Here is a 23,898-nt window from a genome sequence, read left to right on the forward strand (position 1 = left end):
CGGAACATCCGGTCCGCATCGCACAGGCGCAATGCGCAACGGCCTGTCAGCGCAAGAGTTCCCCATTTTCATTGCAGGACCAAAACAAAAAAAGGGCGCTGCCATCGGCAACGCCCTTCCCTGTTTCTCGCCTGTGGTCGCGCCTCAGCTCAGCGCACCATGGCAATGCTTGTATTTCTGACCCGAACCGCAGGGGCAAAGCGCGTTGCGGCTGATGTCGAGATTGGCGAACTCGCCCGGCGCGACATTGTCCACCGGCGCGCGCGGAATGGTGGTGGTGATGCCCGCCAGCTGGCTGCCATCGATATCCGCGCTGTTATCCTCGCCCGAGAAGGGGTCGATATGGGTGGTGATGAAGTCCGGCAGCACCGGCAGGTCGAACTGCGGCTGCGGCGCTTCCATACGGAACTGCACCCGCGCGATCGAGCTGGTCACGTCCTCGCGGATATTCTCGAGCATGCGCTCGAACAGGGCGAAGGCTTCCTGCTTATATTCGTTGATCGGCGTCTTCTGCGCATAGGCGCGCAGATGCACCACCTGGCGCAGCGCGTCGAGCGTCGAGAGATGCTCCTTCCAGTGATGGTCGAGGCTCTGGAGCATGATGCTCTTCTCGATCATGTGCCAGTCGGCCGCTTCGACTTCCTGCGTCTTCTCGGCAATGGCCGCGTCGGCCAGACCGGCAAGCCGCTCCTCGATCATTTCCGGATCGACGGCGTCCTCGGCCAGCCAGGCGTCGAAATCAGGCTCCAGACCCAGCACTTCGGCGGTGCGCAGCTTCAGCCGCTCCATATCCCATTGTTCGGGATAGGTGCCCGGCGGGCAGGATGCGCCGACCAGGTCATTGACCGTTTCATGGCGCATGTCGGTGACGACATCGTCCACCGTTTCGGCGTCCATGATGTCGCTGCGCTGCTCGTAGATCACCTTGCGCTGGTCATTCATGACATCGTCATATTCGACGACCTGCTTGCGGATGTCGTAGTTGCGGGCCTCGACCTTGCGCTGGGCGGTCTCGATCGCCTTGCTCAGCCACTTGGACGGGGGCAGTGCCTCGCCATCCTCCAGGTTGGAACGGATCATCTTGGCGAACATCGTGTCCGGGCCGAAGATGCGCATCAGGTCATCGTCGAGGCTGAGGTAGAAGCGCGACAGGCCGGGGTCTCCCTGACGGCCCGAACGGCCACGCAGCTGATTGTCGATACGGCGGCTTTCGTGCCGCTCGGTCGCCAGAACGAACAGGCCGCCGGCGGCCAGCACTTCCTGCTTCTCCGCCTCGATCTCGACCTCGATGCGGGCGACCGCTGCGTCGCGCTCCGGGCCTTCCGGCATATCACGCAGCTCGTCCTCGACGCGCATCTCCAGATTGCCGCCCAGCTTGATGTCGGTGCCGCGGCCAGCCATGTTGGTGGCGATCGTCACTGCGCCCTTGCGGCCTGCCTGGGCCACGATATGGGCTTCGCTCTCGTGGAAGCGCGCGTTCAGGACCGCATGCTTGACGCCTTCCTGATTGAGGAATTCCGACAGCATTTCCGACTTTTCGATCGACACGGTGCCGACCAGCACCGGCTGACCCTTTTCGGCATGTTCCTTGATGGTGCGCGCGATGCCCCGGAACTTGTCTTCCAGATTCTTGTAGAACGTGTCTTCTTCGTCGACGCGCTGCACCGGCCGATTGGTCGGGATGGTGACGACGTTCATTTTGTAGATTTCGTAGAATTCGGTCGCCTCGGTCGATGCGGTGCCGGTCATGCCCGAAATCTTGGGGTACATGCGGAAATAATTCTGGAAGGTGATCGACGCCAGCGTCTGGTTTTCCGGCTCGATCTGGACGCCTTCCTTGGCTTCCACCGCCTGGTGCAGACCGTCCGACCAGCGGCGGCCATCCATCATGCGGCCGGTGAATTCGTCAATGATGACGACCTTGCCGTCCTTGACGATATAATCGATGTCGCGGCGGAACATCACCACCGCGCGCAGCGCCTGGTTGACGTGATGGACGACCTGCGTGTTCTCGAAATCGTAGAGATTATTGCCCTGGAGCAGGCCGGCGGCCTCCAGCAGGCGCTCGATCTTCTCGGTGCCGTCTTCGGTCAGCGTAATCGTGCGCTGCTTCTCGTCCTTCTCATAATCCTCCTCGACCAGCTGCTTCACGATCGCGTCGACCGCGACATACAGCTCCGACTTGTCGTCGGTCGGACCGGAAATGATCAGCGGCGTGCGCGCTTCGTCGATCAGGATCGAATCGACTTCGTCGACGATCGCATGGTTGAACGGGCGCTGGACCATCGCACCGCGATCGAACTTCATGTTATCGCGCAGATAATCGAAGCCGAGTTCATTGTTGGTCGCATAGGTGATGTCGGCATTATAGGCCTCGCGGCGCTGGTCTTCCGACAGGTTGGGCACGATCACACCGGTGGTGAGGCCCAGGAAGCGATAGACCTGACCCATCCATTCGCAGTCACGGCTGGCCAGATAGTCGTTCACGGTGACGACATGGACGCCCTTGCCCTCAAGCGCGTTCAGATAGGTGGCGAGCGTCGCCACCAGCGTCTTGCCCTCACCGGTGCGCATTTCGGCGATCTCGCCGCGATGCAGGACGATGCCACCGATCATCTGGACGTCGAAGTGACGCATGCCGAGCACGCGGACCGAGGCTTCACGAACGGTCGCAAAGGCTTCGGGCAGCAGGCCGTCCAGCGTTTCGCCATTGGCCAGGCGCTCACGGAAGCGCGCCGTCTGGTTCACCAGTTCATCATCGCTCATCGCCTGGATCGTCGGTTCGAAGGCGGCGATCTGGTCGATGACCTTGCCCAGCGATTTCACATAACGTTCGTTGGACGATCCGAAGATAGACTTGGCGAGTGCGCCGAACATGCAAATTCCTGACAATGAGGGGGCCATGGGTCCAACGGACACATGGGCAGATATGCGCCGCGATTTAGGCACGGCACAGCCGATAGTCAATCAATGCGACGGACTGTCGCACGGCTGTAACGGCTTTGCCCGATGCGGTTTTGCCGCAGCCGCGCCGTCCTGCCGTCGTGCAGGCGCGACGCGCCGCCGAAAATATTTTGCGTTTGGGCGCACGCCGCCGCAAGAGCGCCACGACAACAAGGGTCGCAAACAGGGTGTATCGTTCCATTTCCATGGCGCCGTCGCGCCGATTGCGCCTGCCTCTGGCGGCGCTGCTGGTTAGCGCATTGACCGGCTGGTTCCTGATCGCCGCGATTGCCGCACCCTTCGATCATGACGAAAGCCAATATGTCGCAGGCGCCTATTTCAGCGGCCATGCGGTCATGTTTCGCGACTTTCTCTATCTTCAGCCGCCGCTGCACGCATGGGTGCTGGCACCGCTGAGCCTATTGGCATCGGGCCATATGGTACTGGCGATGCGCCTTGCCACCGCCGTCATGGCACTCGCGACGCTTGCGCTCATCTGGGCGGCCCAGCGTGCGGCAGACATATCCCGCTCCAGCGCTACCCTGGCCATGTTACTGATGGCGGCGACAGCCGCGTTCCAGTTCAGCGGCTCCGTTGTCCGGAACGATATGCTGCCGACCCTACTGGCCTCCGCCGCCATGCTGCTGACCTTGCTTGGCCTGCGCCATCGCTCGGACAGCCACTGGCTTGGGGCCGGCATGCTGTTTGGCCTTGCGATCACGACAAAGCTCAATTTCGCTCCGCTCGGCGCGACCGTCGGCCTGTTCGTCATCGCCAGCGGCGGCCGGCACGCTGTTCGCGCCGCCCTGTTCCTGGCACTCGGCGCGCTGCTGGGCATGGTCCCCATGGTCATTGCCTGGGCATCCGGGCCGGACGGCTTTCTCTACGGCATCCTGACCTATGGCGTGACCGCGCCCCACGCCTGGTATGCCGCCAACGGCGCCGCGCAGGAGCTGGCGACGGCGGAAAAGCTGCGCGACCTTGTCAAATATCTCTGGAAGGGGCCGGCGCTTGTCGCCTTGCTGCTGCTCATCGCCAACTGGATCGCGACCCGTGGCCGCACGCGCTCATCCGGGCGTCGGCTGGCGATCTGGATGAGTGCCGGCGCGCTGATCGGGGCCGCGCTGCCGACCCCTACGCAATTGCAATATCTGATGCCGCTGCTGCCGCCGCTCGCCCTTGCCCTCGGCTATCTGCTCGACGATGCCCGTCACTGGTGGCCGCTGCGGCGCAAGGCGATGCTGGCGCTGCTCTGCCTGGCAGCGATCCCCGGTCTCATTCCCTCGATCCGGGATCTGGCAACGGCCGCCCGTACCGGATCGCCGCTATTGGCTGCACAGGCCAATGCCCATTGGCTGGGCATGACGGTGCGCGCCGCAGGCGGCGCCGATATCCTCACCCTCTCCCCGCATCTCGCAATCGACAGCGGCCTGGCGCTCGATCCGCGCCTTGCAACCGGCCCGTTCGTCTATCGCACCGGTTGGACGCTCCGCCCCGAGCAGGCGCGCCGGCTCCATGCGCTGACGCCTGCCTCCCTGCCAGGCCTGGATCGCGCCATGCCGGCGGCAATCCTTACCGGCTATGAAAATGGCACACGGAAATTGCCGCTGCGGCCCGACGACAGCCTGGAAAATTATGCCCGTCGCCATGGCTATCGCATGCTCCCGATGCCCGATGGCGTCGGGCGCCTCTATCTGCGGGACTAGCGCCCGATCGGGCCATTGACGCAAAGGGGGATTTCGCTCATGCCGCGCCCCATGACCGACCGTTCCCCCCTCGCCCCCGCCGCCTTTCCCGCCCTGCCCGCCATTGCCGGCGTGACGCTGCGTGTCGCCAAGGCGCGATACAAGAATTGGGACCGGTGCGACCTCACCTATGTCGAGCTGGACGCAGGCACGGCGGTCGCCGGCGTGACGACGCAGAGCAAATGCCCCTCGCCCGAGGTCGAATGGTGCCGGGACGCTATCCCGATGGGCCAGGCCCGCGCCGTCGTCGTCAATGCCGGCAACGCCAACGCCTTCACTGGCCATCGCGGCCGCGCCGCCGTGGAGGCGATCGCGGCCAAGGTCGCCAATCACCTGTCCTGCCAGCCCTCCAATATTTTCGTCTCCTCGACCGGCGTGATCGGCGTGCCGCTGCCGATCGACAAGGCCGAGGCAGGCCTCGAAGCCGCCTTCACCGCCGCGCCCTGCGGCTGGGAGGATGCGGCGAACACCATCGGCACCACCGACACCTATGCCAAGGGCGCCCATGTTTCGGCGATGATCGGCGACACTCGCGTCGACCTGGTCGGCATCATCAAGGGATCGGGCATGATCGCGCCCGACATGGCGACGATGCTCGGCTATATCTTTACCGACGCCGCGATCGATCCGGCGCTGCTGCAGCAGATGCTGTCAGCTGCCAACAAGCGGACCTTCTCCTGTATCACCGTCGACAGCGACACCTCGACCAGCGACACGGTGCTGGCCTTCGCCACCGGCAAGGCCGGCAACGCCCCGCTCGCGTCGATGGAAGATGCTGGCGCCGACGCCTTCGCCGCCGCGCTCTCCGACCTCTGCCGCCAACTCGCCCATCTGGTCGTGCGCGACGGCGAAGGCGCCAGCAAGTTCATCGAAATCACGGTCGAGGGCGCCGAAAGCGACGCCAGCGCCCATCGCATTGCCCTCTCCATCGCCAATTCGCCGCTGGTGAAGACCGCGATCGCGGGCGAGGACGCCAATTGGGGTCGCGTCGTCATGGCCGTCGGCAAGGCGGGCGAACCGGCCGAGCGCGACAAGCTGGCGATCCGCTTCGGCGCGACGCAGGTCGCCGCCGGCGGCCTGGCGCTGGACGGCTATGACGAGGCGCCGGTGGCCGCCCATCTCAAGGGCCAGGATATCGTCATCGGCGTCGATATCGGCCTGGGCGAAGGCCGCGCCACGGTGTGGACCTGCGACCTGACGCACGGCTATATCTCGATCAACGCGGATTATCGCAGCTAAGGGGACCGGCGCATGATGGTGGAACTGCATGATCCCGTCGTCGCGCTGATGCGGCAGGTGGGGCGCGACATCGTCATGCCCCGCTACCAGAATCTGGCGGCGGAAGAGATTAGCGAGAAGGCGGCGAACGACTTCGTCACCATCGCCGACAAGGAAAGCGAAATCCGGCTGGCCGAAGGGCTGACGTCGATCCTGCCCGAAGCCGGGGTCATCGGCGAAGAGGCCTGCGCAGCCGACCCGTCGATCCTCGACCGCGCCGGCGACGGCCTCAACTGGATTATCGATCCGATCGACGGCACGGGCAATTTCGCGTCGGGCAAGCCGCCCTTCGGCATCATGATCGCGCTGGCCGACAATGGCGCCACTTTGGCCGGCTGGATCCTCGATCCACTGACCGGGCGGCTATGCCATGCGACCCTGGGCGGCGGCAGCCATGTCGATGGCGAACGGATCATGGCGAAGGAAAGTAGCGGCGACCTGCCGATCGCTGCCATTTCCACCATCTTCATGGAGGCGGCGGAACGGGCCGAGATGGAGCGCAAGTCGCAGGCCATTTTCACCATGGTGGACATTCCCCGCTGCGCGGCGGAGCAATATCCCCGGCTGGTGCTGGGCCAGAATGACGTGTCGATCTTCGCGCGCGTGCTGCCCTGGGACCATGCGGCCGGCACCCTGTTCGTCAATGAGGCAGGGGGCTGCTGCCAGCGGCTCGACGGCAGCGCCTATCGGGTCGGTGAACAGCGTCGGGGCCTGATGGGCGCGTCCTCGCCGCGCCTGTGGGATCTGGCGGCCAAGACCTATTATGCCTGACCGAAGGAAGACCGACTATGCTGACGATCTGGGGCCGCCTCAATTCGCATAATGTGAAGAAGGTCGCCTGGTTCGCGCAGGAAATCGGCCTGCCCTTCGTCCGCCATGATGTCGGCATGGAACATGGCATGTCCGACGCCTATCTGGCGATGAACCCCAACCGGCTGATCCCGACGATCGAGGATGGCGATGTCATACTGTGGGAGTCGAACGCGATCCTGCGCTATCTCGCCCATCGCTATGCGCCGGAGGAGATCTATCCTGCCGACCCGGCATTGCGGGCGCAGGGCGACAAATGGATGGACTGGCAATTCAGCTTTGCCGATGCCCAGCGCGACGCCTTCATCCAGTTGGTGCGACGCCAAGATGGACAGCGAAATTTACAGGTCATCGAGCAATCGGCGCAGGCGTCGGGCGCGGCGATGGCGATCCTCGACCGGGCGCTGGCGGATCAAGAATGGCTTTCGGGTGTCAATTTCGGTGTCGCGGATGTGCCTATGGGCGTCTACGCCCATACCTATTTCACGCTCGAAATACCGCGGCCCGCCCTGCCGCATCTGCGCGCCTGGTATGACCGGCTGCGCGAAAAGCCGGCCTATGCCGAACTGGTGATGATCCCGCTCAGCTAATAAAAAGGGACGGCAGCCCGGCTGCCGTCCCTTTTTTAGATTTACCAGCGACTTAGAGGACGCTTTCGATCCAGCCCTTGAGCGCGCTCTTGGGTGCGGCGCCGACCTTGGTCGCGGCGACTTCGCCATTCTTGAACAGGATCATCGTCGGGATGCCGCGCACGCCATATTGGCCCGGCGCATCGGGATTTTCGTCGATGTTGATCTTGGCGATCGTGACCTTGTCGGCCAGTTCCTCGCTAATCTCTTCCAGAGCCGGGCCGATCATCTTGCACGGGCCGCACCATTCGGCCCAGAAGTCGACAAGGACGGGCTTGTCGGCGTCGATCACGTCCTGCTTGAAGCTGACATCGGTAACTGCCTTGGTGGCCATAACTGCAAACTCCTTAAGTTGGTCGATATCTAGGATGGCTGCGCCCGCTGCTCAACGGGTCACAGCAGCAAATATTGCTGCGTGGGCGAAAAGCCCGGCTTGTAGGGCGCCAGTTGGGCAGCCGGCAGCGCGATGAGCCGCGCCGCGCTGGTATAGAGCAGGGCCGCCTCCACCGTGCGGCCCGGGAAGATCACTTCCAGCGCCGCGACATAGGCCGCCATCTGCCGGACATGGGCGACCGGCACTTCCTCCGCATCGCGCGGCGTCATCCGCCCGGTCTTGAAATCGACCAGCTGGACCCGGTCCGCCTCGACCCGCAGCCGGTCGACGGTGCCGGCAATCACCGCTTCGCCCACCACCGCGGCGATCGGCGCCTCGGCGAGCGCGCCCGGCGCAAACAGGGCGGCGAAATGCGGATCCTCGATAACCCGCAGTGCATGGTCGATCACGTCCCGGCGCAGTGCGGCATCTCCCGCCACCTGCTGTTCCAGCCAGCGTTCGGCGCCCTCGCGCCGCCGCTCGGCCGGCAGGTCGGGCAGGCGCTGGAACAGGGCATGAAGCCAGCGACCGCGTTCGGCCGCCTGGCGCATCGCAGCCGTCGGCGGCGGGTTGGGGACATCATCCTCGACCGGCGCGGACGGCGCCAGCGGCCGGGGCGGACGCTGTTCCGCCGGCGCCTGCGCGCGCAGCCACTCCGGCTCGACCACCACGGGCTTGTCTTCGGCGCTTTCGGGCTGCACGGCCTTGGGCGTCAGCACCTCGGCCCCGCGCCAGCGCCGGCGGGCGCCCCAGAGCGGATCGGCCTCCCAATCACAGCCCATGTCGACCATCGCCGCATCGACCGCGCCATACCAGCTTTGCGCCTTCACCTCGCCCTTCGCCCTTGGCCCGAGCGATCCGGCAACGATCAGTTTCTCCTCGGCACGGGTCAGCGCGACATAGAGAAGGCGCCAATGCTCCTCCCGCTCGATTGCCGCGGCATCGGCCGCGACGTCGCCGATCGGCCCCAGTCGCTCGCCCTTGCGCGGGGCCAGGATCGGCAGGCCGTTCCATTCAAGCGAATCCATGCGGTTGCCGGCGTCGGGATCAAGACAGGCATCGGCGAGGATCACGATCGGCGCCTGCAATCCCTTGGCGCCATGCACGGTCAGCAACCGCAGCGCATCGCCTTGCGCCGCCGCATCGCGGACGATTTCGACTTCGCCGCGATCGAACCAGTCGATGAAACGCTGGAGCGAGGGATGGTCGTCCGCCTCGAAACCTAGCGCGGCGTTCAGCAATTCCTCGATCGGGTCGGCCGCTTCCGCGCCCAGCCGCTCGATCAGCCGGCGGCGCCCGTCCATCGGGCCGGACAGGATCGCCTCCAGATAGCGATAGGGGGTGGTGAAATCCGCCTGCCCCAGCAATTGGCGCAGCGGCAGCAATTGCGCATCATCCAGCCGCTGGAGCAGATGACGCCACAGGCCACCCTTGCGCCCGATCGCCCGCTGCATCAGCTCGTCCTGGGTCCAGCCGATCAGCGGCGACACCAGCAGGGCGGCAAGGTTCAGGTCATCGTCGGGCTGCGTGGCAAAGCGCAGCGCGGCGAGCAGGTCACGGACCGCCAGCGGCGCATTGAGGCGCAGGCGGTCGATGCCGGCAACCGCCACCTTCTCTTCATACAGGCGCGCGACGATCAGCCGGGCCAGTTCGCTGCGGCGGCGGACCAGGATCATGATGTCGCCAGGGCGGACCGGGCGGCCCCGTGCCTCCAGCATCATCTTGTCGTCGATCCATTGCCGGATCTGGCGCGCGATCTTGCCGGCCAGTTCCCGTTCCTGATCGGCGACCCAATCCTCCTCGCCCTCCACCTCGTCGGCCAGGCCCGCAATCGTCGGCTTCCACAGCAGCACCTCGCCGGGATGGCGATTGGCGCTGATATGCCGCACTTCGCCCTCGGTCAGGCCCAGCGACTGCGCCCGCAAGGTGGCGATCGTCCGGTCTACCAGATCCAGCACCGGCGGCGTCGAGCGGAAGCTGCGATCGAGCGATAGGTCGTGGAAGGCATGGCCGGCCATGTCGGCATGGCGGGAAAAGACCATCTGCGCGGCGGCGAAGGCCTGCGGGCTGGTCCCCTGAAAACCGAAGATCGCCTGCTTGAAATCGCCCACGGTGAAGATGGTCCGAACCTTGTCGGCCTTGGCACCGTCACCGGCGAAGAACTCGGCCGCCAGCGCGCCGACGATCGCCCATTGATGGACGTTTGTGTCCTGCGCCTCGTCGACCAGGATGTGGTCGATCCGCTGGTCCAGCTTGTAGCGGATCCATTCGGCGATCCCCTCCTTCTGGAGCAGGGACGCTGTGCGCGCGATCAGGTCGTCGAAATCGACAGCGCCGGCGAGCCGCTTGGCTTCATCATAGGCGCGGGCATAGGCACGGCCGGCATGGAGCGCGCGGGCCAGCAGGGCGGCATAGTCCGCCTGGAGCTTGACCCCGATCAGTTCGGCGCAGCGGGCATGAAGCCGCGCCGTTGCCTCGCCATAGCCGTCGATCGGCGGTACCCAGCCCTTGGCGGAGATGAGATCGCCATCCGCCTTGGCCCAAGCGCTGTGCAAGTCGGTCAGGGTTGCGGCACGCGCGGCGGGATCGCGGCCGCGCCAGGCGGCGATCCGGTCGCAGCGCTCCAGTGCCCGCCCCGTGCCCCAGTCGGCATTGGCCTGCGCCACCCAGGCGAGGCTGCGCATGTCGAACATGGCGTCGCTGCACTGTTCCGCCACCCAGGCGTCGATATCGCCTTCGGGCAAGCCCAGTTCGCGCGCCAGCCAGGGACCGATATCGCCGGGTAGCTCTGTCAGTGCGGAGAGGCGCGCGGCACAGCGCAGCAGGAAAGTCTCGGCCGCCCCCTCTCCCAGTCGCAGGCTCAAAGCCTGCAACGCGTCGATCAGGTCGCCATCGCCCAGTTCCTCGGCGCGGATGACCATGTCGGCCAGCGTCTGGCGGGCCAGCACACCCTGTTCGCGTGCGTCGAGCGGACGAAAGCCGGGGGCGAGATCCGCCTCCAGCGGGAAGGAGGCGAGCAATTGCTGACAGAAGCCATGGATGGTCTGGATGCGCAGGCCGCCACCGGTCGATTCCAGCACTTCGGCGAACAGGCGGCGGGCGCGGTCGCGCGCTTCCGGTCCGCTCTCTTCGCCCAGCGCTTCCAGATCGTTGAACAGATCGCGTTCCTCGGCCTGCACCCAGGTGGCGAGCCGATCATGGATGCGGTCGGCCATTTCCGCCGCGCCAGCCTTGGTAAAGGTCAGGCAGAGGATATTTTCCGGCCGCACACCCTGCAGCAGCAGGCGGAAGACACGCGCGGTCAGCACATGGGTCTTGCCGGTGCCGGCGGAGGCCGACAGCCAGACATGGGCGTCGGGCGCAGCGGCCAGCGCCTGCGCGCCGGCCAGCGGTTGCAAAGGGCTGGAGCCTTTAGCCATCGTCGCGCCCATACCATTCCTCCAGCCGCATCAGTTGGTCATAATCACCATAATTGGCCACTTCCGGATTGACCTGCGCGGCGAAGGGCGCAGCGCCGGTCAGCCAGGTTTCGGCCGCGTCGCGGAACTGGTCGTAGACGAAGGCGGTGAAATCGGCGGTGACCACCTTGTCGCGCTTGCCCATCGGATCGACCGGGCTCTCGCGATAGCCAAAGGCGTCGCCCTTCTTGGCGAGCGACCAATATTCGAAACTGCCCGCCACCCGCGCGCCGGCCACGCCGGGAAAGGCGCCATCGGCGGATTCCGCGATCAGGCCGAGCAGGCCCAATTGCAGCGCATAGCCGCCGCGCACCTGCCTCGCGCTGGGCGGCTTGCCGGTCTTGTAGTCGACGATGCCGATGCTGCCATCGGGCATCCGGTCGATGCGATCGGCCTTGCCGGTCAGCAGCACGCCGGCAATCTCTGCTTTCCCTTCGGTCTCCACAGCCAGGATATGGCGGCCCGCGGACTGATCCTTCGCCACTTCGGCCGCGATCCAGCGGATCGCCTCGATCAGGCGCGGCTGCCATAGGGCGCGGAGCAGCGGATGGACATCGGGCCGGGCGAACATGGCGCGGGCGCGCGCCTCCAGATCGGCCGGATCACGGCTGCCGCCCTGCGCCCAATGCTCCAATATCTCATGCACGACCGTGCCGCGCCAGGCCGGGCCGGCATCGGCATCGACCGGATCGAGGCGATTGAGCTTCAGGATACGCCGGGCATAGAAAGCAAAGGGATCGGCCTTCAGCCGGTCGACATCGGTGACGGGGATGCGGGTCGGACGGACGGCGAGCGGGGGCACCGGCGCGGGGCGCGCGGACGGCCGGTGGCTAGGTGGCAGGTCCAGCGCATCGGCCAGCAGGCGATAGCGATCAGCGGTTTTCCATTGCGGCCCTGCCATCGCCTTCAGGCGCAGCCAGAAGCGCGAGGCGATCGCCGGCCCACCGCTGCCGCGCCGGGCACGGGTGATCAGGACATGCGGGGCGCCGAGCGCGCTCGCAAAATCATGCGCAGCAAGGCCGATCCGGGTTTCCAGGCCCGGCAAGCCCAGTTCGCGGCGGATGCGCGGCGCCAGCCAGGGATCGGGCGACGGCAGGCCCGGCCAGCTACCTTCGTTGAGGCCGCCCAGGATCATCAGGTCCGCCTGCACCAGTTGCGCCTCGACCAGGCCCAATATGGCAATGCGCGGATGCCCGCCCTGCGGCGGGCGCACCGACACGCCGCCCAGCATATGGTCGAGCAGCGCCGGCAGCGATCGGATATCGGCCTGACGCGGCCCTTCGGTGGCGGCCGCCTCCATCTCGGCGAACAGGTCGGCCGCGGCATGGCCCTGATGCCCGGCCCAGAGCGCGTCATTGGTGAGCGCTCCGGCCTGTTCGCGCACCGCCGCCAATTGTCCCGCCAGATCGGGCGCGAGCGCGAAGGCGGCTTCCAGCGGTTCGAGCAGATCGCGCGCGCAGGGCCACCAGGCGCGAGCCTGCGCGCGCAGCTCCTTCTGCCGGTCATCACCCTCGCGCGGCTCCAGCAGCAGGTCGATGCCGCGCAGCCCCGCCTGTGGACGCGGTCCGCGCAGCAGCAGGTCGAGTTGGCGCACGCCCTCCAGCCAGGGCAGGCGCATCTCGCCGCGCATCACCAGCGGATGCTTGAGCAGGGTCAGCAGCGCCACTGGCGCAAAGCGCTCGGCCGCCGCCTCCGCCATCGCGATCAGCAGGGTGCCGGGCGGCAGGCGGGAGAGCGGCTGACCGGCGGAATCGTCGGCTTCTATGCCCCAGCGGCGCAGATGGGCGGAGACGCGCACGGCGAGCTGCCGGTCAGGCGTCACCAGCGCGGCGGTGCGTTCGGGCGTTTCCAGCGCCTCACGCAGCGCAATGGCAATGGCCTGCGCTTCTTCGCCCGGCGTCGCCACCTCCAGCGCCTCGACCCCGGCGAGCGAGCGGTCGGCGGTCTTGAGGTCGCGCCAGCGGCTGGTCAGGCGCGGCGGCAGCATCGCGTTGGAAATATTGCGGCCGCGTACGGCGCGGGCATCATGCTCGCTGCCCCAGCGCCACTGGGCGACATCCTCGCGGCTGGCGCTCATCCGGTCGAGCAGACGCTTCAGAGCATATTGCGGATGGGTCTCATGCCCGGCTGCGCTGCGGCCGGTGACGGGATCGGGCGGGAACGGACCGATCGCCGCCCAGGCGTCCTCGTCCAAATTCTGGTCGAGCCCGGCGAACACCACCTGGCCGTTGGGCAGTTCGGCGATCCGCCGCAGCAGCCCCGCGATCGCCGGCGCGGTGGCGCTGATGCCGGCCGCGACGATGAAGCCCGGCGGCGGGGCCTCAGCCCAACGTGCAGCGACCCGATCGAACAGGCGATTGCGCCGATCCGCAAGGTCGATGAAGCCCAGCCGCGCCAGTTCGGCCGGCCAGCGGGCAATCAGGATGGAGAAGAGGTCGAGCGATTTTTCCCAATGGCTCGACAGCCCCTCGATCAGGTCGAGCTTCGACAGCGCATCGAGCGGCGCCCGCTCCACCTGCATCTGGTCGAGCACGGCGCCGAGCGCCTGCCCCAATTGCAGCGCCTGGCCGGCATCGGCCGCGCCGCCAGCATCCTGCACCATGCGCGCAAGGATCATCTGCCGTCGCATCGGCGGGATGGCGGCGGGAACGGCATCGCCTTCCCACAGCGGATCGAGCGCGCCGCCAACTTCCTCGCCCAGTTCCGGATCGCCCAGCGCGACCAGACGGGGCAGCAGCAGGCCGCCCTCGGCCCGACGGACAAAGGCATCGCTGACGGCGCGGACGGCGCGATTGCTGGGGAGCAGGATCATGCCCTGCGCCAGGCGGACGGGATCGCTTCCTTGCTGCGCCAATATGCCGGCGACCAGCGCGTCGGCGAAGGCGCGGTGCGCCGGGATGGTGTACAGCGCCGGCTTGGTCCGGTCACCCATGGGCGATCATCGACTCCACGACGGGAATGGCCTGCGGCGTGCCCACGTCGAACCACAGCCCCTGATGCACCGCGCCATAGAGACGCCCGGCCGCGATCGCACGGTTCCAGAAGATGTTCGTCGAAAAGACATCCGCCGGCGGATCGACCAGCAAGCGAGGCGAGAGGATCTGGACGCCGGTGAACACGAACGGCGCGACGTGGGCGGTCTTGCGCCGGGTCAGACGGCCATTGGCATCCATATGAAAATCGCCCGGTCCGCTATGGCAATTGGCCCGCGCCAGCGGCACCAGCAGCAGCAGCGCGTCCATCCGTTCGGGATCCCATAGCCGCTGCATCATGCCCAGCGTTTCGGCCGGGCCATCGATCCACAGATTGTCGCTATTGGCGCAGATGAACGGCTTGTCGCCGAGCAGTGGCCTGGCGTGGATCAGCCCGCCGCCGGTCTCCAGCAGCTTGGCCCGCTCGTCCGAGATGCGGAAGTCCATGTCCTTGCGCGTCCTCAGATGCGCCTCGACCGTGTCAGCAAGATAATGGACATTGACCACCACCGTCTTGATGCCGCCGGCCGCGAGCCGATCGAGCGCATGGTCCATCAGCGCCTTGCCGGCGACCTTTACCAGCGGCTTGGGCCGCGTTGCGGTCAATGGCCGCATCCGCTTGCCGAGGCCTGCTGCCATGAGCATGGCGGTATCGATCATGCCTGGGCAAACTCCGCGAGCGCATGATGGCGCTTGTCGGCAGGGATATTGGCGTCGAACCAGACCTTCACCGGCGCCAGCGCCGGATGGGCGAGATCGCGTTCCAGCAGCCCCCACATGCGCGGCAGGTAGGACAGATAGCGCGGCTTGTGGTCGCGCTTCCAAAGGCGGGTGAAGATGCCGATGATCTTGGCGTTGCGCTGAGCGCCCAGCACCGCATAGGCGGCATCGAAATCGGCCGGCGGATTGGCGACCGCATGATAATGGGCGAGCATCGCCGCCTCCAGTTCGGGCGACACGTCGCGCCGGGCATCCTGCAGCAGCGAGACGAGATCATAGGCCGGATGGCCGGCCAGCGCGTCCTGAAAATCGAGCAGGCCCAGGCCTCGCACTTCGGGCCGGTCAATCAGCATGATATTTTCGGCATGATAGTCGCGCAGCACGGTGACGACAGGGCTTGCCGACTGTTCGGCGATCGGCAGCACCGCGTCCCAGGCCGCATGATATGCGTCGGCATCGACATCCAGCTCCAGCGCCGGGCAATACCATTCGGTCAGCAGCCCGACCTCGCGCTGATAGACCGCGCGGTCATAGGGCGGGACATCCGCTGCGGGCAGCTTGTGCAGGTCGGCCAGCAGATCGATCGCGCGGCGATAGACCGCCAGTTCACCCGCCGGATCCTCCTCGACATGCTCCTTCAGGCGCTCGTCACCAAAATCTTCGATCAGGACGAGGCCCTGCGTCAGATCCTGCGCCAGGATTGCCGGCGCGGCAAAGCCCTGACCCAGCAGATGCTGAGCAATCACGATGAACGGACGCGGATCTTCATGCGGCGGCGGCGCGTCCATCAGCACGGCACGGCGGCCGCCGTCGACCACGCGGAAATAACGACGGAAGGAGGCATCGCCGGCAAGCGGCACGATGGCGGCGCCATCCCAACCCGCCTGCGTGAGGAAAGCGGGGGCGGTTGCGGGGGGGATCATATCTGTGACCATCGGTCCGTCCAAGCGTCGGGCACGCGCGCTGTCAAGCGCCGTGCGCCATCCGGCTCGATCATGATGGTCAGAAACAGGGCGTGCGACCAGAGCCCATCGCCCAGCCTGTCGGGCCATTCGATGATCAGCAGGCTGTCCTGCAGATATTCGTCGAGCGCCAGCTCGGCCGCTTCCTCCGCATCATCAAGCCGGTAGAGATCGACATGGGCGACCGGCAGGCGGACATCGGGAATGTCATAGGGCTGGACAATCGCGAAGCTGGGGCTGGGCGCCTCCCCTTCCAGGCCGAGCCCCTCCAGCAGGCCGCGCGCCAACGTCGTCTTGCCGGCGCCAAGGCCGCCTTCCAGCGCGATGACGTCGCCGATGCGGACATGGCTCGCCAGTCGTCGGCCCAGATCGAGCTGAGCACCCTCGCCCTCCAGGATCATATCCAGCTCAGCCACGCGGCAGCTCGATCACGACCATCGTTCCCTGCCCCGGCTCCGACACCAGTTCGAACGTGCCGCCATGGGCTTGTGCCAACTGCTTGACCAACGGCAGGCCGATCGTCGCGCGCGCGCCCTTGCGATTCTGTTCGGCGCGGCTGATCGCATCGAAGATCGTGGCTTGCCGGGTGGCATCGATGCCGGGGCCATTGTCCGACACGACAAGGCGGGCGAGATCGGGACCGCCATCGCCATGCAACAGCACCCGTGCGCCCGAGCCGCAATAGCGCACCGCATTTTCCAGAAGATGATCGACCGCCTGGCCGATCCGGCGTGCATCGCCCTGGATCACCCCCAGCGTATCCTGCAGGGTAACGGCAAGATCGATCCCCTTGGCCTTTGCCTCGGCGTCGATGCGCGCGACGCTGGCGCGCACCAGCGCCGCCAGATCGACCTCGCTGCGTTCGATCGGCAAAGTGCCGGCCTCGCCCTGGGTCAGGTCGAGCACATTGTCGATCAGCATCGACAGGCGTCCGGTGCTCTGCAGGATGCCGTTCACATATTCGACCGCACTGTCGCTGAGTTCGCCGGCATAGCCCGCGCTCATCATCTCGGCAAAGCCGGCTATGGTCGTCAGCGGCGTGCGCAATTCATAGCTCATGTTCGTGACGAAGGCGGTCTTGACCTTGTCGGCCTGTTCCAGCGCCTCATTGCGATCGCGCAGCATCTGCTCGACCCGCCGGCTGTCGGTGACATCCAGCATGGTGAACAGCGCATTGCCATCCGGCAGCGGAATGGCGGCAAATTCGAAGATGCGCCCGTCGGCAAAGCCGACATGGCCGACACGCTGCTTGCGCTCGACCGTTGCCGCGCGGACCAGTTCGCGCACCAGATTGCTCTGCTGCGGCTTGGCAAGCCGGCTCTGCACGGCGCGCATCAACTCATCGATGCGGGGATGCTTGCCCAGCGCCTCTTCACTGATGTCCCAGATTGTGCGGAAACGGCTGTTCCACAGATGCAGGCGCCCATCCGACGAGAAGACGCCGATCGCCTCGAACAGATTGTCGAAGGTCGCTGTCCGCACCCGCAGCAGCGTATCGCGCGCGCTCGACAATTGCACCTGCTCGGTCCGATCCTCGAAGATCAGCAACAGGCCACCGTCGGGCAGCGGCTGGGCATAGACGCGCAAATGCGTGCCATCGACCAGCAGCCAGTTTTCCTCCAGCGGATCAGGCGACAGGAACCAGTCGCGCCGCTCCGCGCGCCAGGCCGGGAAGTCACGATTTTCCGGCAGGCGGCGGGCATCGCGCATCTGATCGAGCACACGCTCGAACAGCGGTGCATCCGTGAGCGCTTCCTGTTTCAGGCCGAACAGGCTGATGAAGGGCTGGTTCCAGAAACGCAGCGCCCGGTCGGGACCAAAGCGCGCAACACCGGCCGACAGACGATCGAGCAGATCGCGCTGCGCCGCTTCCAGCCGACGATGCTCGACCCGCGCCTGTTCCAGTTCATGCTGGTCCATCGCGAAACCTGCGACACCGGCCGCGCCCAGCGGCACGTCGACGACGCGCATCGTCCGCCGTTCGCCGTCGATCGTTGCCGGAACGATACGGGCAAGAGAATTGCCCTCGTCGAGCGCCTGTGCTGCGGCGTCCTGCGGGCTGAAGCCGTTCACATTCTCGACCAGTTCGGTGCCGTTCATGATCACGTCATGGGCGCCAGCGCCGTCGACGGCGCGGACATAGGCGCTGTTGACCAGGCTCAGGCGCAGGTCGGGCGTGCGGTGCCACATCGGGAAGGGCGCCGCTTCCACCAGTCCGGCGAGCGCCTCCAGCGCCTCGCGCAATTGTCCGACGGTCGCGCTCAGCGCCTGGATCTCCGCCTGGCTGTCGGTCGCGTCGAAGATCCACAGCACGACGCCGCCATTGGCGGCCAGCGCCGGCCCGGCGGGCGCACCGCGAACCAGCAGCGTGCGCGACGAGCCGCTGCCCCGGATCGGCAGCGAAAAACTCTTGCCCGCTTTCTGTGCGGCGCCGATCTCGCGCCCCAGTGCAGCCGCATCGGCCGGCTCAAGCCCGCCATCGGGCGCCGTCAGTTCGGACACGAAGGTCGGTACGCGGTCCCGGCCCAGCCATTTGCCCAGCCGGTCGGCGGCCTCCATCCGGCCGTCGGGATGAATGATGACGGGCGCAGCCGGCGCCGACGCGAGCAGCGTCGTCAGTCGATCAAGCTTCCCCTGCGCCTGCATGCCTGCGCGGCGCATGCGCTGACCCGTGATCAGCGCCCATATCGCAGCCCCCAGCCAGCCGGCCATCACCGTGCCCAGCAACAAAGTGGCAAGCGGGCTCATAGACCCCATTGCGCCATTCCCATCCCGTTCGCGACCAGTTGTTTATCGTTCATACAGACCAATGGCCACGGGCCTAACGCAACTTGGCGCCGGCGGAAAGCGCCCAGATATGATGAATGCCCGGCACAGCATGGTCCGGGCATCGGATAAGGTAAAAGGGGGAGGATGGCCTCCCCCTTTCCAATTTTTAGTAGCGGTAATGGTCCGGCTTGAACGGGCCTTCCACCGGCACGCCGATATAGTCGGCCTGACGCTGGCTGAGCTGGGTCAGCTTCACGCCCAGCTTTTCCAGGTGCAGCGCGGCGACCTTCTCGTCCAGATGCTTGGGCAGGACATAGACGTCGTTGCCGTAGGTTTCGCTCTTGGTCCACAGCTCGATCTGCGCCAGCGTCTGGTTGGTGAAGCTGGCCGACATCACGAAGCTGGGATGGCCGGTGGCGTTGCCCAGGTTGACCAGGCGGCCCTTCGACAGGACGATGATCTTCTTGCCATCGGGGAATTCGACTTCGTCGACCTGCGGCTTGATCTCGGTCCACTTCATGTTGGCGAGGCCGGCGATTTCGATCTCGCTGTCGAAGTGACCGATGTTCGACACGATCGCCATATTCTTCATGGCGCGCATATGATCGACGGTCAGAACGCCTTCGTTGCCGGTGGCGGTGACGAAGATGTCGGCGCGCGGCGCGGCTTCTTCCATCGTCACGACTTCATAGCCTTCCATCGCGGCCTGCAGGGCGCAGATCGGATCGATTTCGGTCACGAGAACGCGGGCACCGCCGTTGCGCAGCGATGCGGCCGAACCCTTGCCGACATCGCCGAAACCGGCAACGCAGGCGACCTTGCCAGCCAGCATGACGTCGGTGCCGCGACGGATGGCGTCGACCAGCGATTCCTTGCAACCATAGAGGTTGTCGAACTTCGACTTGGTGACGCTGTCGTTCACGTTGATTGCCGGGAAAGGCAGCTTGCCCTTCTTCGACAGTTCATACAGACGATGCACGCCGGTGGTGGTTTCTTCCGACACGCCCTTGATCGACTGGACGGTCTTGGTCAGGAAGCCAGGACGCTCAGCCAGCACGCGCTTCAGCACGGCGCAGAAGATTTCCTCTTCCTCGTTCGACGGCGTGAACAGCTCTTCGCCGGCTTCGACGCGGGCGCCCCACAGGGCGAACATGGTGGCGTCGCCGCCATCGTCGAGGATCAGGTTGCAGACGCCGCTGTCGTCATTGTGCCAGTCGAAGATGCGCTCGACATAGTCCCAATATTCCTGGAGGCTCTCACCCTTGACGGCGAAGACCGGCACGCCCGACGCGGCGATCGCGGCGGCGGCATGGTCCTGCGTCGAATAGATGTTGCAGGTCGCCCAGCGGACCTGCGCGCCCAGCGCGGTCAGCGTCTCGATCAGCACGGCGGTCTGGATCGTCATGTGCAGCGAACCGGTGATGCGCGCGCCCTTGAGCGGCTGCGACGCACCGAATTCGGCGCGCAGAGCCATCAGGCCGGGCATTTCGGTTTCGGCGATCTCGATTTCCTTGCGACCAAAGGCAGCAAGGCCGATATCGGCGATCACATAATCCTGCGCCTTGTCAGCGGGTACGGTGGCCACGAGCCTGTCTCCATCATTAGAAATTGACCGGCCGCCGGCATAAGGAAGGCGGCGGCGATGGTCGGGCTTTACCAATCGCCGCCAAGCATGGCAACTCAATATAAAGTTTTCTTTATGTGTTAATTGGCCGGACCCCGAGCCTGTGCGGACGGCAGGCGCGCTGCTCCTTCGGCCATGGCGATGGATCGGCCCACAGAGCCGCCGCTTACACCTTCGTCGGCCAGCAGATCATTGGCCAGCGCGATCGCCATGTCGCACTGGGGCGCATCGATCCGCGGCGCGATGCCGGCAGATTCCGACAATTTCCAGATCGCCGCCCGATTGGCCGGGACCGCATTGGCCGCCGCCTGAATCGCCTGAAGATCCCGGCACTCCAGCCCGCCGGCACCCGCGCCATAGCTGTTCGCCAACATGATGACATAATCATCATAGGCATCGAGGCCGCCTTCCAGACCCGCAACATCCGCAAAGTGGCTGCGCAGCGCGTCATTCACCTCGACCAGAGCCGTCCGCTTTTCACGCACGAACTGGTTATAGGCCGGCAGGAAATCATAGGCGCTGGTGTTGCAGCGAAGCGCCGACACCATCAGCATCATCTCGAAATTGCGGACCTGGGCCGCCTCGACATGATCCTTCTTCCAGCAGGTCGCCGCCGACGCCGGCGCGAGCGGCATTGCTGCGGCAAGCGCCGCACAGATAATCTTCTTCATGAAATAAACCCCGCATATTCCCCAGAGACGAAGAATGGGCGGAACCAATTGCTGCAATCTATCGCGCTATGGTTAAGGCGAATTTACCCTAAACGGTTCAGTTACGATGTCAGAACAAGCGGCCAATGGCTGTTGTTGTTATACCCCTGAAACGGCCGAAAATCGACAGCGCAACGGATCGAAAAGTCAGGCCGACCCGCCGCCGCTCACCAGATGGGCCGAATCGACCCCTGCAGCGGCATAGGCCGCGCGCCATTTGCGGTGCGCAGGCGTGTCGAACAGCAGGGCCGCATCACCCTCGGCCAGGAACCAGCTTTCGCCCGCCATTTCCCGTTCCAGCTGGCCCGCGCCCCAGCCCGCATAGCCCAGCGCGACAAGATAGCGGCTCGGGCCGCGCCCTTCGGCAATCGCCTTCAATATATCGAGCGAGCCGGAAAGTCCCCAGTCCGGCCCGGACTGCACCATATCCTGCCCCGCCCAATCGAGCGAATGCAGCACGAAGCCGCGCCGCGGCTCCACCGGCCCGCCCTTCAGAACAGGCTGGTCAGGAATGGCCGAAGCGTCGATATCGAAACTCTGGAGCAAGTCGCGCAAGCCGACCCCCTCGACCTCCTCGCTCAGGGAAATGCCCAGCGCCCCATCCTCGTCATGCACGCACAGCGCAATCACGGAATGGTCGAAGCGCTCATCTTCCATGCCCGGCAATGCCAGTAGGAAGCGGCCGCCATAGAAGCGCGGATCGGTCATGCTGCGGAATATAGGCAGAAACGCGCCAATGCCAATCGGCGACCGTCGCGACAAAGGGGCATCGTGCCATATTCCGCGCCCGCACCCTTGACAGCGAAGGCGCGAGCAACGAACTCCGCGACGCCACAGGCCAGGAGACAAGATATGACCATCGCCAAGGGTGATCGCCTTCCCAGCACGACCTTCATGAAGATGACCGAAAACGGCCCCGAACAGGTTGTTTCGGACGAATATTTCGCGGGCCGCACCGTCGCCCTCTTCTCGGTGCCCGGCGCCTTCACGCCGACCTGCTCGGCCAAGCACCTGCCCGGCTTCATCGAAAAGGCCGACGCCCTCAAGGGCAAGGGCGTCGACGAGATCGCCTGCACCGCCGTCAACGACGCCTTCGTCATGGGCGCATGGGGCAAGTCGGCCGGCGCCGATGACAAGGTGACCATGCTGGCAGACGGCAATGGCAGCTTCGCGCAGGCCGTGGGCCTGACCATGGACGGCAGCAAGTTCGGCCTTGGCGAGCGCGGCCAGCGCTTCTCGATGATCGTCAAGGACGGTGTCGTCGAGGAACTGAACGTCGAAGCACCGGGCGACTTCAAGGTCTCCTCGGCTGACTTCATGCTCGAGCAGCTCTGAATTTTCCGGTCGCGCGCCCGGCCGGATCGGTCGGGCGCGCGATTGTTTCGCTGGCATCTTCCTTCCGTCACACAAGTGCGGTAGCAAGAGGTGATGACACAGAGCATCGGCACAGCGATCGTCGCGCAACTCGACGCCATCTATCAGACATCCATCGAAAATCTGCGGGAGGCCATGCGCGCCTATGCCCGCGATGGCAGCATACCGCCGCCCGAGGCTCGGGCCGACCGGCGCTTCTGCTATCCCGAACTGCGGGTCACCTATCAGGATGACAGCCAGGCACCGCCGCCGGGCCGCTCCTTCGCGCGCCTGTCGAAGCCCGGCCGCTACGTGACCACGGTCACCCGGCCCGCGATGTTCGCCGATTATCTCGCCGAACAGATCGACCTTCTGGTCCGCGATTATGGCGTGGAGGTCGAAACCGGCCTGTCGGATCAACAGATCCCCTTCCCCTATGTCCTCGACGGGCTCGACATCAATGCGCTCGACGGCACGCCGCCGACCGAACTGGCGCGCCACTTCCCGGCAACGGAACTGGCAGAGATCGGCGATGAGATCGCCGACGGACTGTTCACGCCCGATGCCGAAGGGGACCGTCCGCTTGCCCTGTTCGACGGGCTGCGCACCGATTTTTCGCTGGCGCGCCTGAAGCACTATACCGGCACGCCGGCGGAGCATGTGCAGCGCTATATCCTGTTCACCAACTATCATCGTTATGTCGACGAGTTCGTGGACTGGGCCTGCAAGGAACTGCAGCGCCCGGACAGCCGCTTCACCGCGCTGTCGGGTGCCGGTGGCGTCTATGTGACGCCCGAAACCGCCGACCCCGCACAGATGATCGCCGACAGCGCCTGGCGCAAGCACCAGATGCCGGCCTATCATCTGATCGCACCGGGTCGCAGCGGCATCACCCTTGTCAACATCGGCGTCGGCCCGTCCAACGCCAAGACCATCTGCGACCACCTGGCCGTGGTGCGCCCGGAAGCCTGGCTGATGATCGGCCATTGCGGCGGCCTGCGCCCCAGCCAGCGGATCGGCGACTATGTGCTGGCCCATGCCTATCTGCGCGATGACCATGTGCTGGACGAAATGCTGCCGCCGGAAATCCCGGTGCCGGCGATCGCCGAGGTCCAGGTCGCAATGGCGAGCGCCGCCGAAGCGATATTGGGCGGCGGCAATCCGGAGGATTTCAAGCGCCGCCTGCGCACCGGCACGGTCGTCACCACCGACGATCGCAACTGGGAATTGCGCTATTCCAGCTCCGCCCTGCGCTTCAGCCTGTCGCGCGCGGTCGGCATCGACATGGAGTCGGCCACGATCGCGGCGCAGGGTTATCGCTTCCGCGTCCCCTATGGCACGTTGCTCTGCGTATCGGACAAGCCGATCCATGGCGAACTGAAGCTGCCCGGTCAGGCCAACCGTTTCTATGAGGAAGCCATTGCCGGCCATCTGCGCGTCGGCCTGATGGCCTGCGAACTGTTGCGCCAGGAAGGCCCCAAGCTGCACAGCCGCAAGCTGCGCGCCTTCAACGAGCCGCCTTTCCGGTAAAGCGGAAGTCCCCGCGTCGTTG

At 65.6% G+C, this 23,898-nt stretch carries 17 protein-coding genes; 6 read left to right on the forward strand and 11 right to left on the reverse strand.

Going from position 1 to position 23,898, the window contains the following annotated elements:
- Positions 1 to 144 precede the first annotated feature (144 nt).
- Positions 145 to 2,877 (reverse strand): preprotein translocase subunit SecA, encoded by a 2,733-nt coding sequence (secA, locus tag U0025_RS09695; RefSeq protein WP_004207161.1) that lies wholly within the window; start codon positions 2,875 to 2,877, stop codon positions 145 to 147.
- 254 nt (positions 2,878 to 3,131) lie between these two features.
- Between secA and U0025_RS09700 the strand changes: the two genes are divergently transcribed.
- The 4 genes from U0025_RS09700 to U0025_RS09715 are packed head-to-tail and all read left to right on the forward strand — an operon-like array spanning position 3,132 to position 7,366.
- Positions 3,132 to 4,649, forward strand: a complete 1,518-nt coding sequence (locus U0025_RS09700; RefSeq protein ID WP_257010908.1) for a glycosyltransferase family 39 protein — start codon at positions 3,132 to 3,134, stop codon at positions 4,647 to 4,649.
- A gap of 51 nt (positions 4,650 to 4,700) precedes the next feature.
- Positions 4,701 to 5,927 carry a bifunctional glutamate N-acetyltransferase/amino-acid acetyltransferase ArgJ gene (gene argJ, locus U0025_RS09705; RefSeq protein ID WP_037490145.1) on the forward strand — a complete coding sequence of 409 codons (1,227 nt, stop codon included), beginning with the start codon at positions 4,701 to 4,703 and terminating at the stop codon, positions 5,925 to 5,927.
- Positions 5,928 to 5,939: 12 nt separating this feature from the next.
- Positions 5,940 to 6,737, forward strand: a complete 798-nt coding sequence (locus U0025_RS09710) for an inositol monophosphatase family protein (RefSeq protein WP_004207164.1) — start codon at positions 5,940 to 5,942, stop codon at positions 6,735 to 6,737.
- 17 nt (positions 6,738 to 6,754) lie between these two features.
- Positions 6,755 to 7,366, forward strand: a complete 612-nt coding sequence (locus U0025_RS09715) for a glutathione S-transferase family protein (RefSeq protein ID WP_004207166.1) — start codon at positions 6,755 to 6,757, stop codon at positions 7,364 to 7,366.
- Between the two features lie 52 nt (positions 7,367 to 7,418).
- Here U0025_RS09715 and trxA read toward each other — a convergent pair whose 3' ends face one another.
- From trxA to U0025_RS09765, 10 genes are all read right to left on the reverse strand, one after another.
- Positions 7,419 to 7,766 (reverse strand): thioredoxin TrxA, encoded by a 348-nt coding sequence (gene trxA / locus U0025_RS09720; RefSeq protein ID WP_257011054.1) that lies wholly within the window; start codon positions 7,764 to 7,766, stop codon positions 7,419 to 7,421.
- 32 nt (positions 7,767 to 7,798) lie between these two features.
- Positions 7,799 to 11,209 carry a double-strand break repair helicase AddA gene (gene addA, locus U0025_RS09725; RefSeq protein WP_004207169.1) on the reverse strand — a complete coding sequence of 1,137 codons (3,411 nt, stop codon included), beginning with the start codon at positions 11,207 to 11,209 and terminating at the stop codon, positions 7,799 to 7,801.
- Positions 11,190 to 14,168, reverse strand: coding sequence for a double-strand break repair protein AddB (gene addB, locus U0025_RS09730; RefSeq protein WP_004207170.1), 2,979 nt, complete (start codon positions 14,166 to 14,168; stop codon positions 11,190 to 11,192). Before addB ends, addA begins: the two co-directional genes overlap by 20 nt.
- Complete coding sequence (locus U0025_RS09735; RefSeq protein ID WP_004207171.1) at positions 14,161 to 14,868, reverse strand: nucleotidyltransferase family protein; 708 nt, start codon at positions 14,866 to 14,868, stop codon at positions 14,161 to 14,163. Before U0025_RS09735 ends, addB begins: the two co-directional genes overlap by 8 nt.
- Positions 14,865 to 15,851: an aminoglycoside phosphotransferase family protein gene (locus tag U0025_RS09740; protein WP_037490147.1), complete on the reverse strand. Its 987-nt coding sequence runs from the start codon at positions 15,849 to 15,851 to the stop codon at positions 14,865 to 14,867. Before U0025_RS09740 ends, U0025_RS09735 begins: the two co-directional genes overlap by 4 nt.
- On the reverse strand, positions 15,848 to 16,291 hold the full coding sequence (gene tsaE, locus U0025_RS09745; protein WP_004207174.1) for a tRNA (adenosine(37)-N6)-threonylcarbamoyltransferase complex ATPase subunit type 1 TsaE: 444 nt from the start codon (positions 16,289 to 16,291) through the stop codon (positions 15,848 to 15,850). The genes U0025_RS09740 and tsaE overlap by 4 nt, the downstream gene beginning before the upstream one ends.
- A 7-nt stretch (positions 16,292 to 16,298) precedes the next feature.
- Positions 16,299 to 18,647 carry a sensor histidine kinase gene (locus U0025_RS09750; protein WP_004207175.1) on the reverse strand — a complete coding sequence of 783 codons (2,349 nt, stop codon included), beginning with the start codon at positions 18,645 to 18,647 and terminating at the stop codon, positions 16,299 to 16,301.
- 178 nt (positions 18,648 to 18,825) lie between these two features.
- Complete coding sequence (ahcY, locus tag U0025_RS09755) at positions 18,826 to 20,244, reverse strand: adenosylhomocysteinase (RefSeq protein WP_004207176.1); 1,419 nt, start codon at positions 20,242 to 20,244, stop codon at positions 18,826 to 18,828.
- A 119-nt stretch (positions 20,245 to 20,363) separates the two neighbouring features.
- On the reverse strand, positions 20,364 to 20,954 hold the full coding sequence (locus tag U0025_RS09760) for a hypothetical protein (protein ID WP_004207177.1): 591 nt from the start codon (positions 20,952 to 20,954) through the stop codon (positions 20,364 to 20,366).
- A 186-nt stretch (positions 20,955 to 21,140) separates the two neighbouring features.
- Positions 21,141 to 21,701 (reverse strand): YqgE/AlgH family protein, encoded by a 561-nt coding sequence (locus U0025_RS09765; RefSeq protein WP_004207178.1) that lies wholly within the window; start codon positions 21,699 to 21,701, stop codon positions 21,141 to 21,143.
- Positions 21,702 to 21,845: 144 nt separating this feature from the next.
- On the opposite strand from U0025_RS09765, the gene U0025_RS09770 reads away from it, so the two are divergent.
- Complete coding sequence (locus tag U0025_RS09770; protein WP_004207179.1) at positions 21,846 to 22,328, forward strand: peroxiredoxin; 483 nt, start codon at positions 21,846 to 21,848, stop codon at positions 22,326 to 22,328.
- Positions 22,329 to 22,421: 93 nt separating this feature from the next.
- Complete coding sequence (locus U0025_RS09775) at positions 22,422 to 23,876, forward strand: AMP nucleosidase (protein ID WP_004207180.1); 1,455 nt, start codon at positions 22,422 to 22,424, stop codon at positions 23,874 to 23,876.
- Positions 23,877 to 23,898 lie beyond the last annotated feature (22 nt).

Source organism: Sphingobium yanoikuyae, assembly GCF_034424525.1.
In the GTDB taxonomy this organism is placed as follows: domain Bacteria; phylum Pseudomonadota; class Alphaproteobacteria; order Sphingomonadales; family Sphingomonadaceae; genus Sphingobium; species Sphingobium yanoikuyae.

What these genes read in the sequence shown, in the direction of transcription:
- U0025_RS09715 (WP_004207166.1), top strand. Translation starts at nt 6,755, where the DNA reads ATGCTGACGATCTGGGGCCGCCTCAATTCGCATAATGTGAAGAAGGTC.
- addB (WP_004207170.1), bottom strand. Translation starts at nt 14,168, where the DNA reads ATGGGTGACCGGACCAAGCCGGCGCTGTACACCATCCCGGCGCACCGC.
- U0025_RS09735 (WP_004207171.1), bottom strand. Translation starts at nt 14,868, where the DNA reads ATGATCGATACCGCCATGCTCATGGCAGCAGGCCTCGGCAAGCGGATG.
- U0025_RS09760 (WP_004207177.1), bottom strand. Translation starts at nt 20,954, where the DNA reads ATGAAGAAGATTATCTGTGCGGCGCTTGCCGCAGCAATGCCGCTCGCG.
- U0025_RS09770 (WP_004207179.1), top strand. Translation starts at nt 21,846, where the DNA reads ATGACCATCGCCAAGGGTGATCGCCTTCCCAGCACGACCTTCATGAAG.
- secA (WP_004207161.1), bottom strand. Translation starts at nt 2,877, where the DNA reads ATGTTCGGCGCACTCGCCAAGTCTATCTTCGGATCGTCCAACGAACGT.
- U0025_RS09740 (WP_037490147.1), bottom strand. Translation starts at nt 15,851, where the DNA reads ATGATCCCCCCCGCAACCGCCCCCGCTTTCCTCACGCAGGCGGGTTGG.
- tsaE (WP_004207174.1), bottom strand. Translation starts at nt 16,291, where the DNA reads ATGATCCTGGAGGGCGAGGGTGCTCAGCTCGATCTGGGCCGACGACTG.
- addA (WP_004207169.1), bottom strand. Translation starts at nt 11,209, where the DNA reads ATGGGCGCGACGATGGCTAAAGGCTCCAGCCCTTTGCAACCGCTGGCC.
- U0025_RS09775 (WP_004207180.1), top strand. Translation starts at nt 22,422, where the DNA reads ATGACACAGAGCATCGGCACAGCGATCGTCGCGCAACTCGACGCCATC.
- U0025_RS09750 (WP_004207175.1), bottom strand. Translation starts at nt 18,647, where the DNA reads ATGGGGTCTATGAGCCCGCTTGCCACTTTGTTGCTGGGCACGGTGATG.
- U0025_RS09765 (WP_004207178.1), bottom strand. Translation starts at nt 21,701, where the DNA reads ATGACCGATCCGCGCTTCTATGGCGGCCGCTTCCTACTGGCATTGCCG.
- argJ (WP_037490145.1), top strand. Translation starts at nt 4,701, where the DNA reads ATGACCGACCGTTCCCCCCTCGCCCCCGCCGCCTTTCCCGCCCTGCCC.
- U0025_RS09710 (WP_004207164.1), top strand. Translation starts at nt 5,940, where the DNA reads ATGATGGTGGAACTGCATGATCCCGTCGTCGCGCTGATGCGGCAGGTG.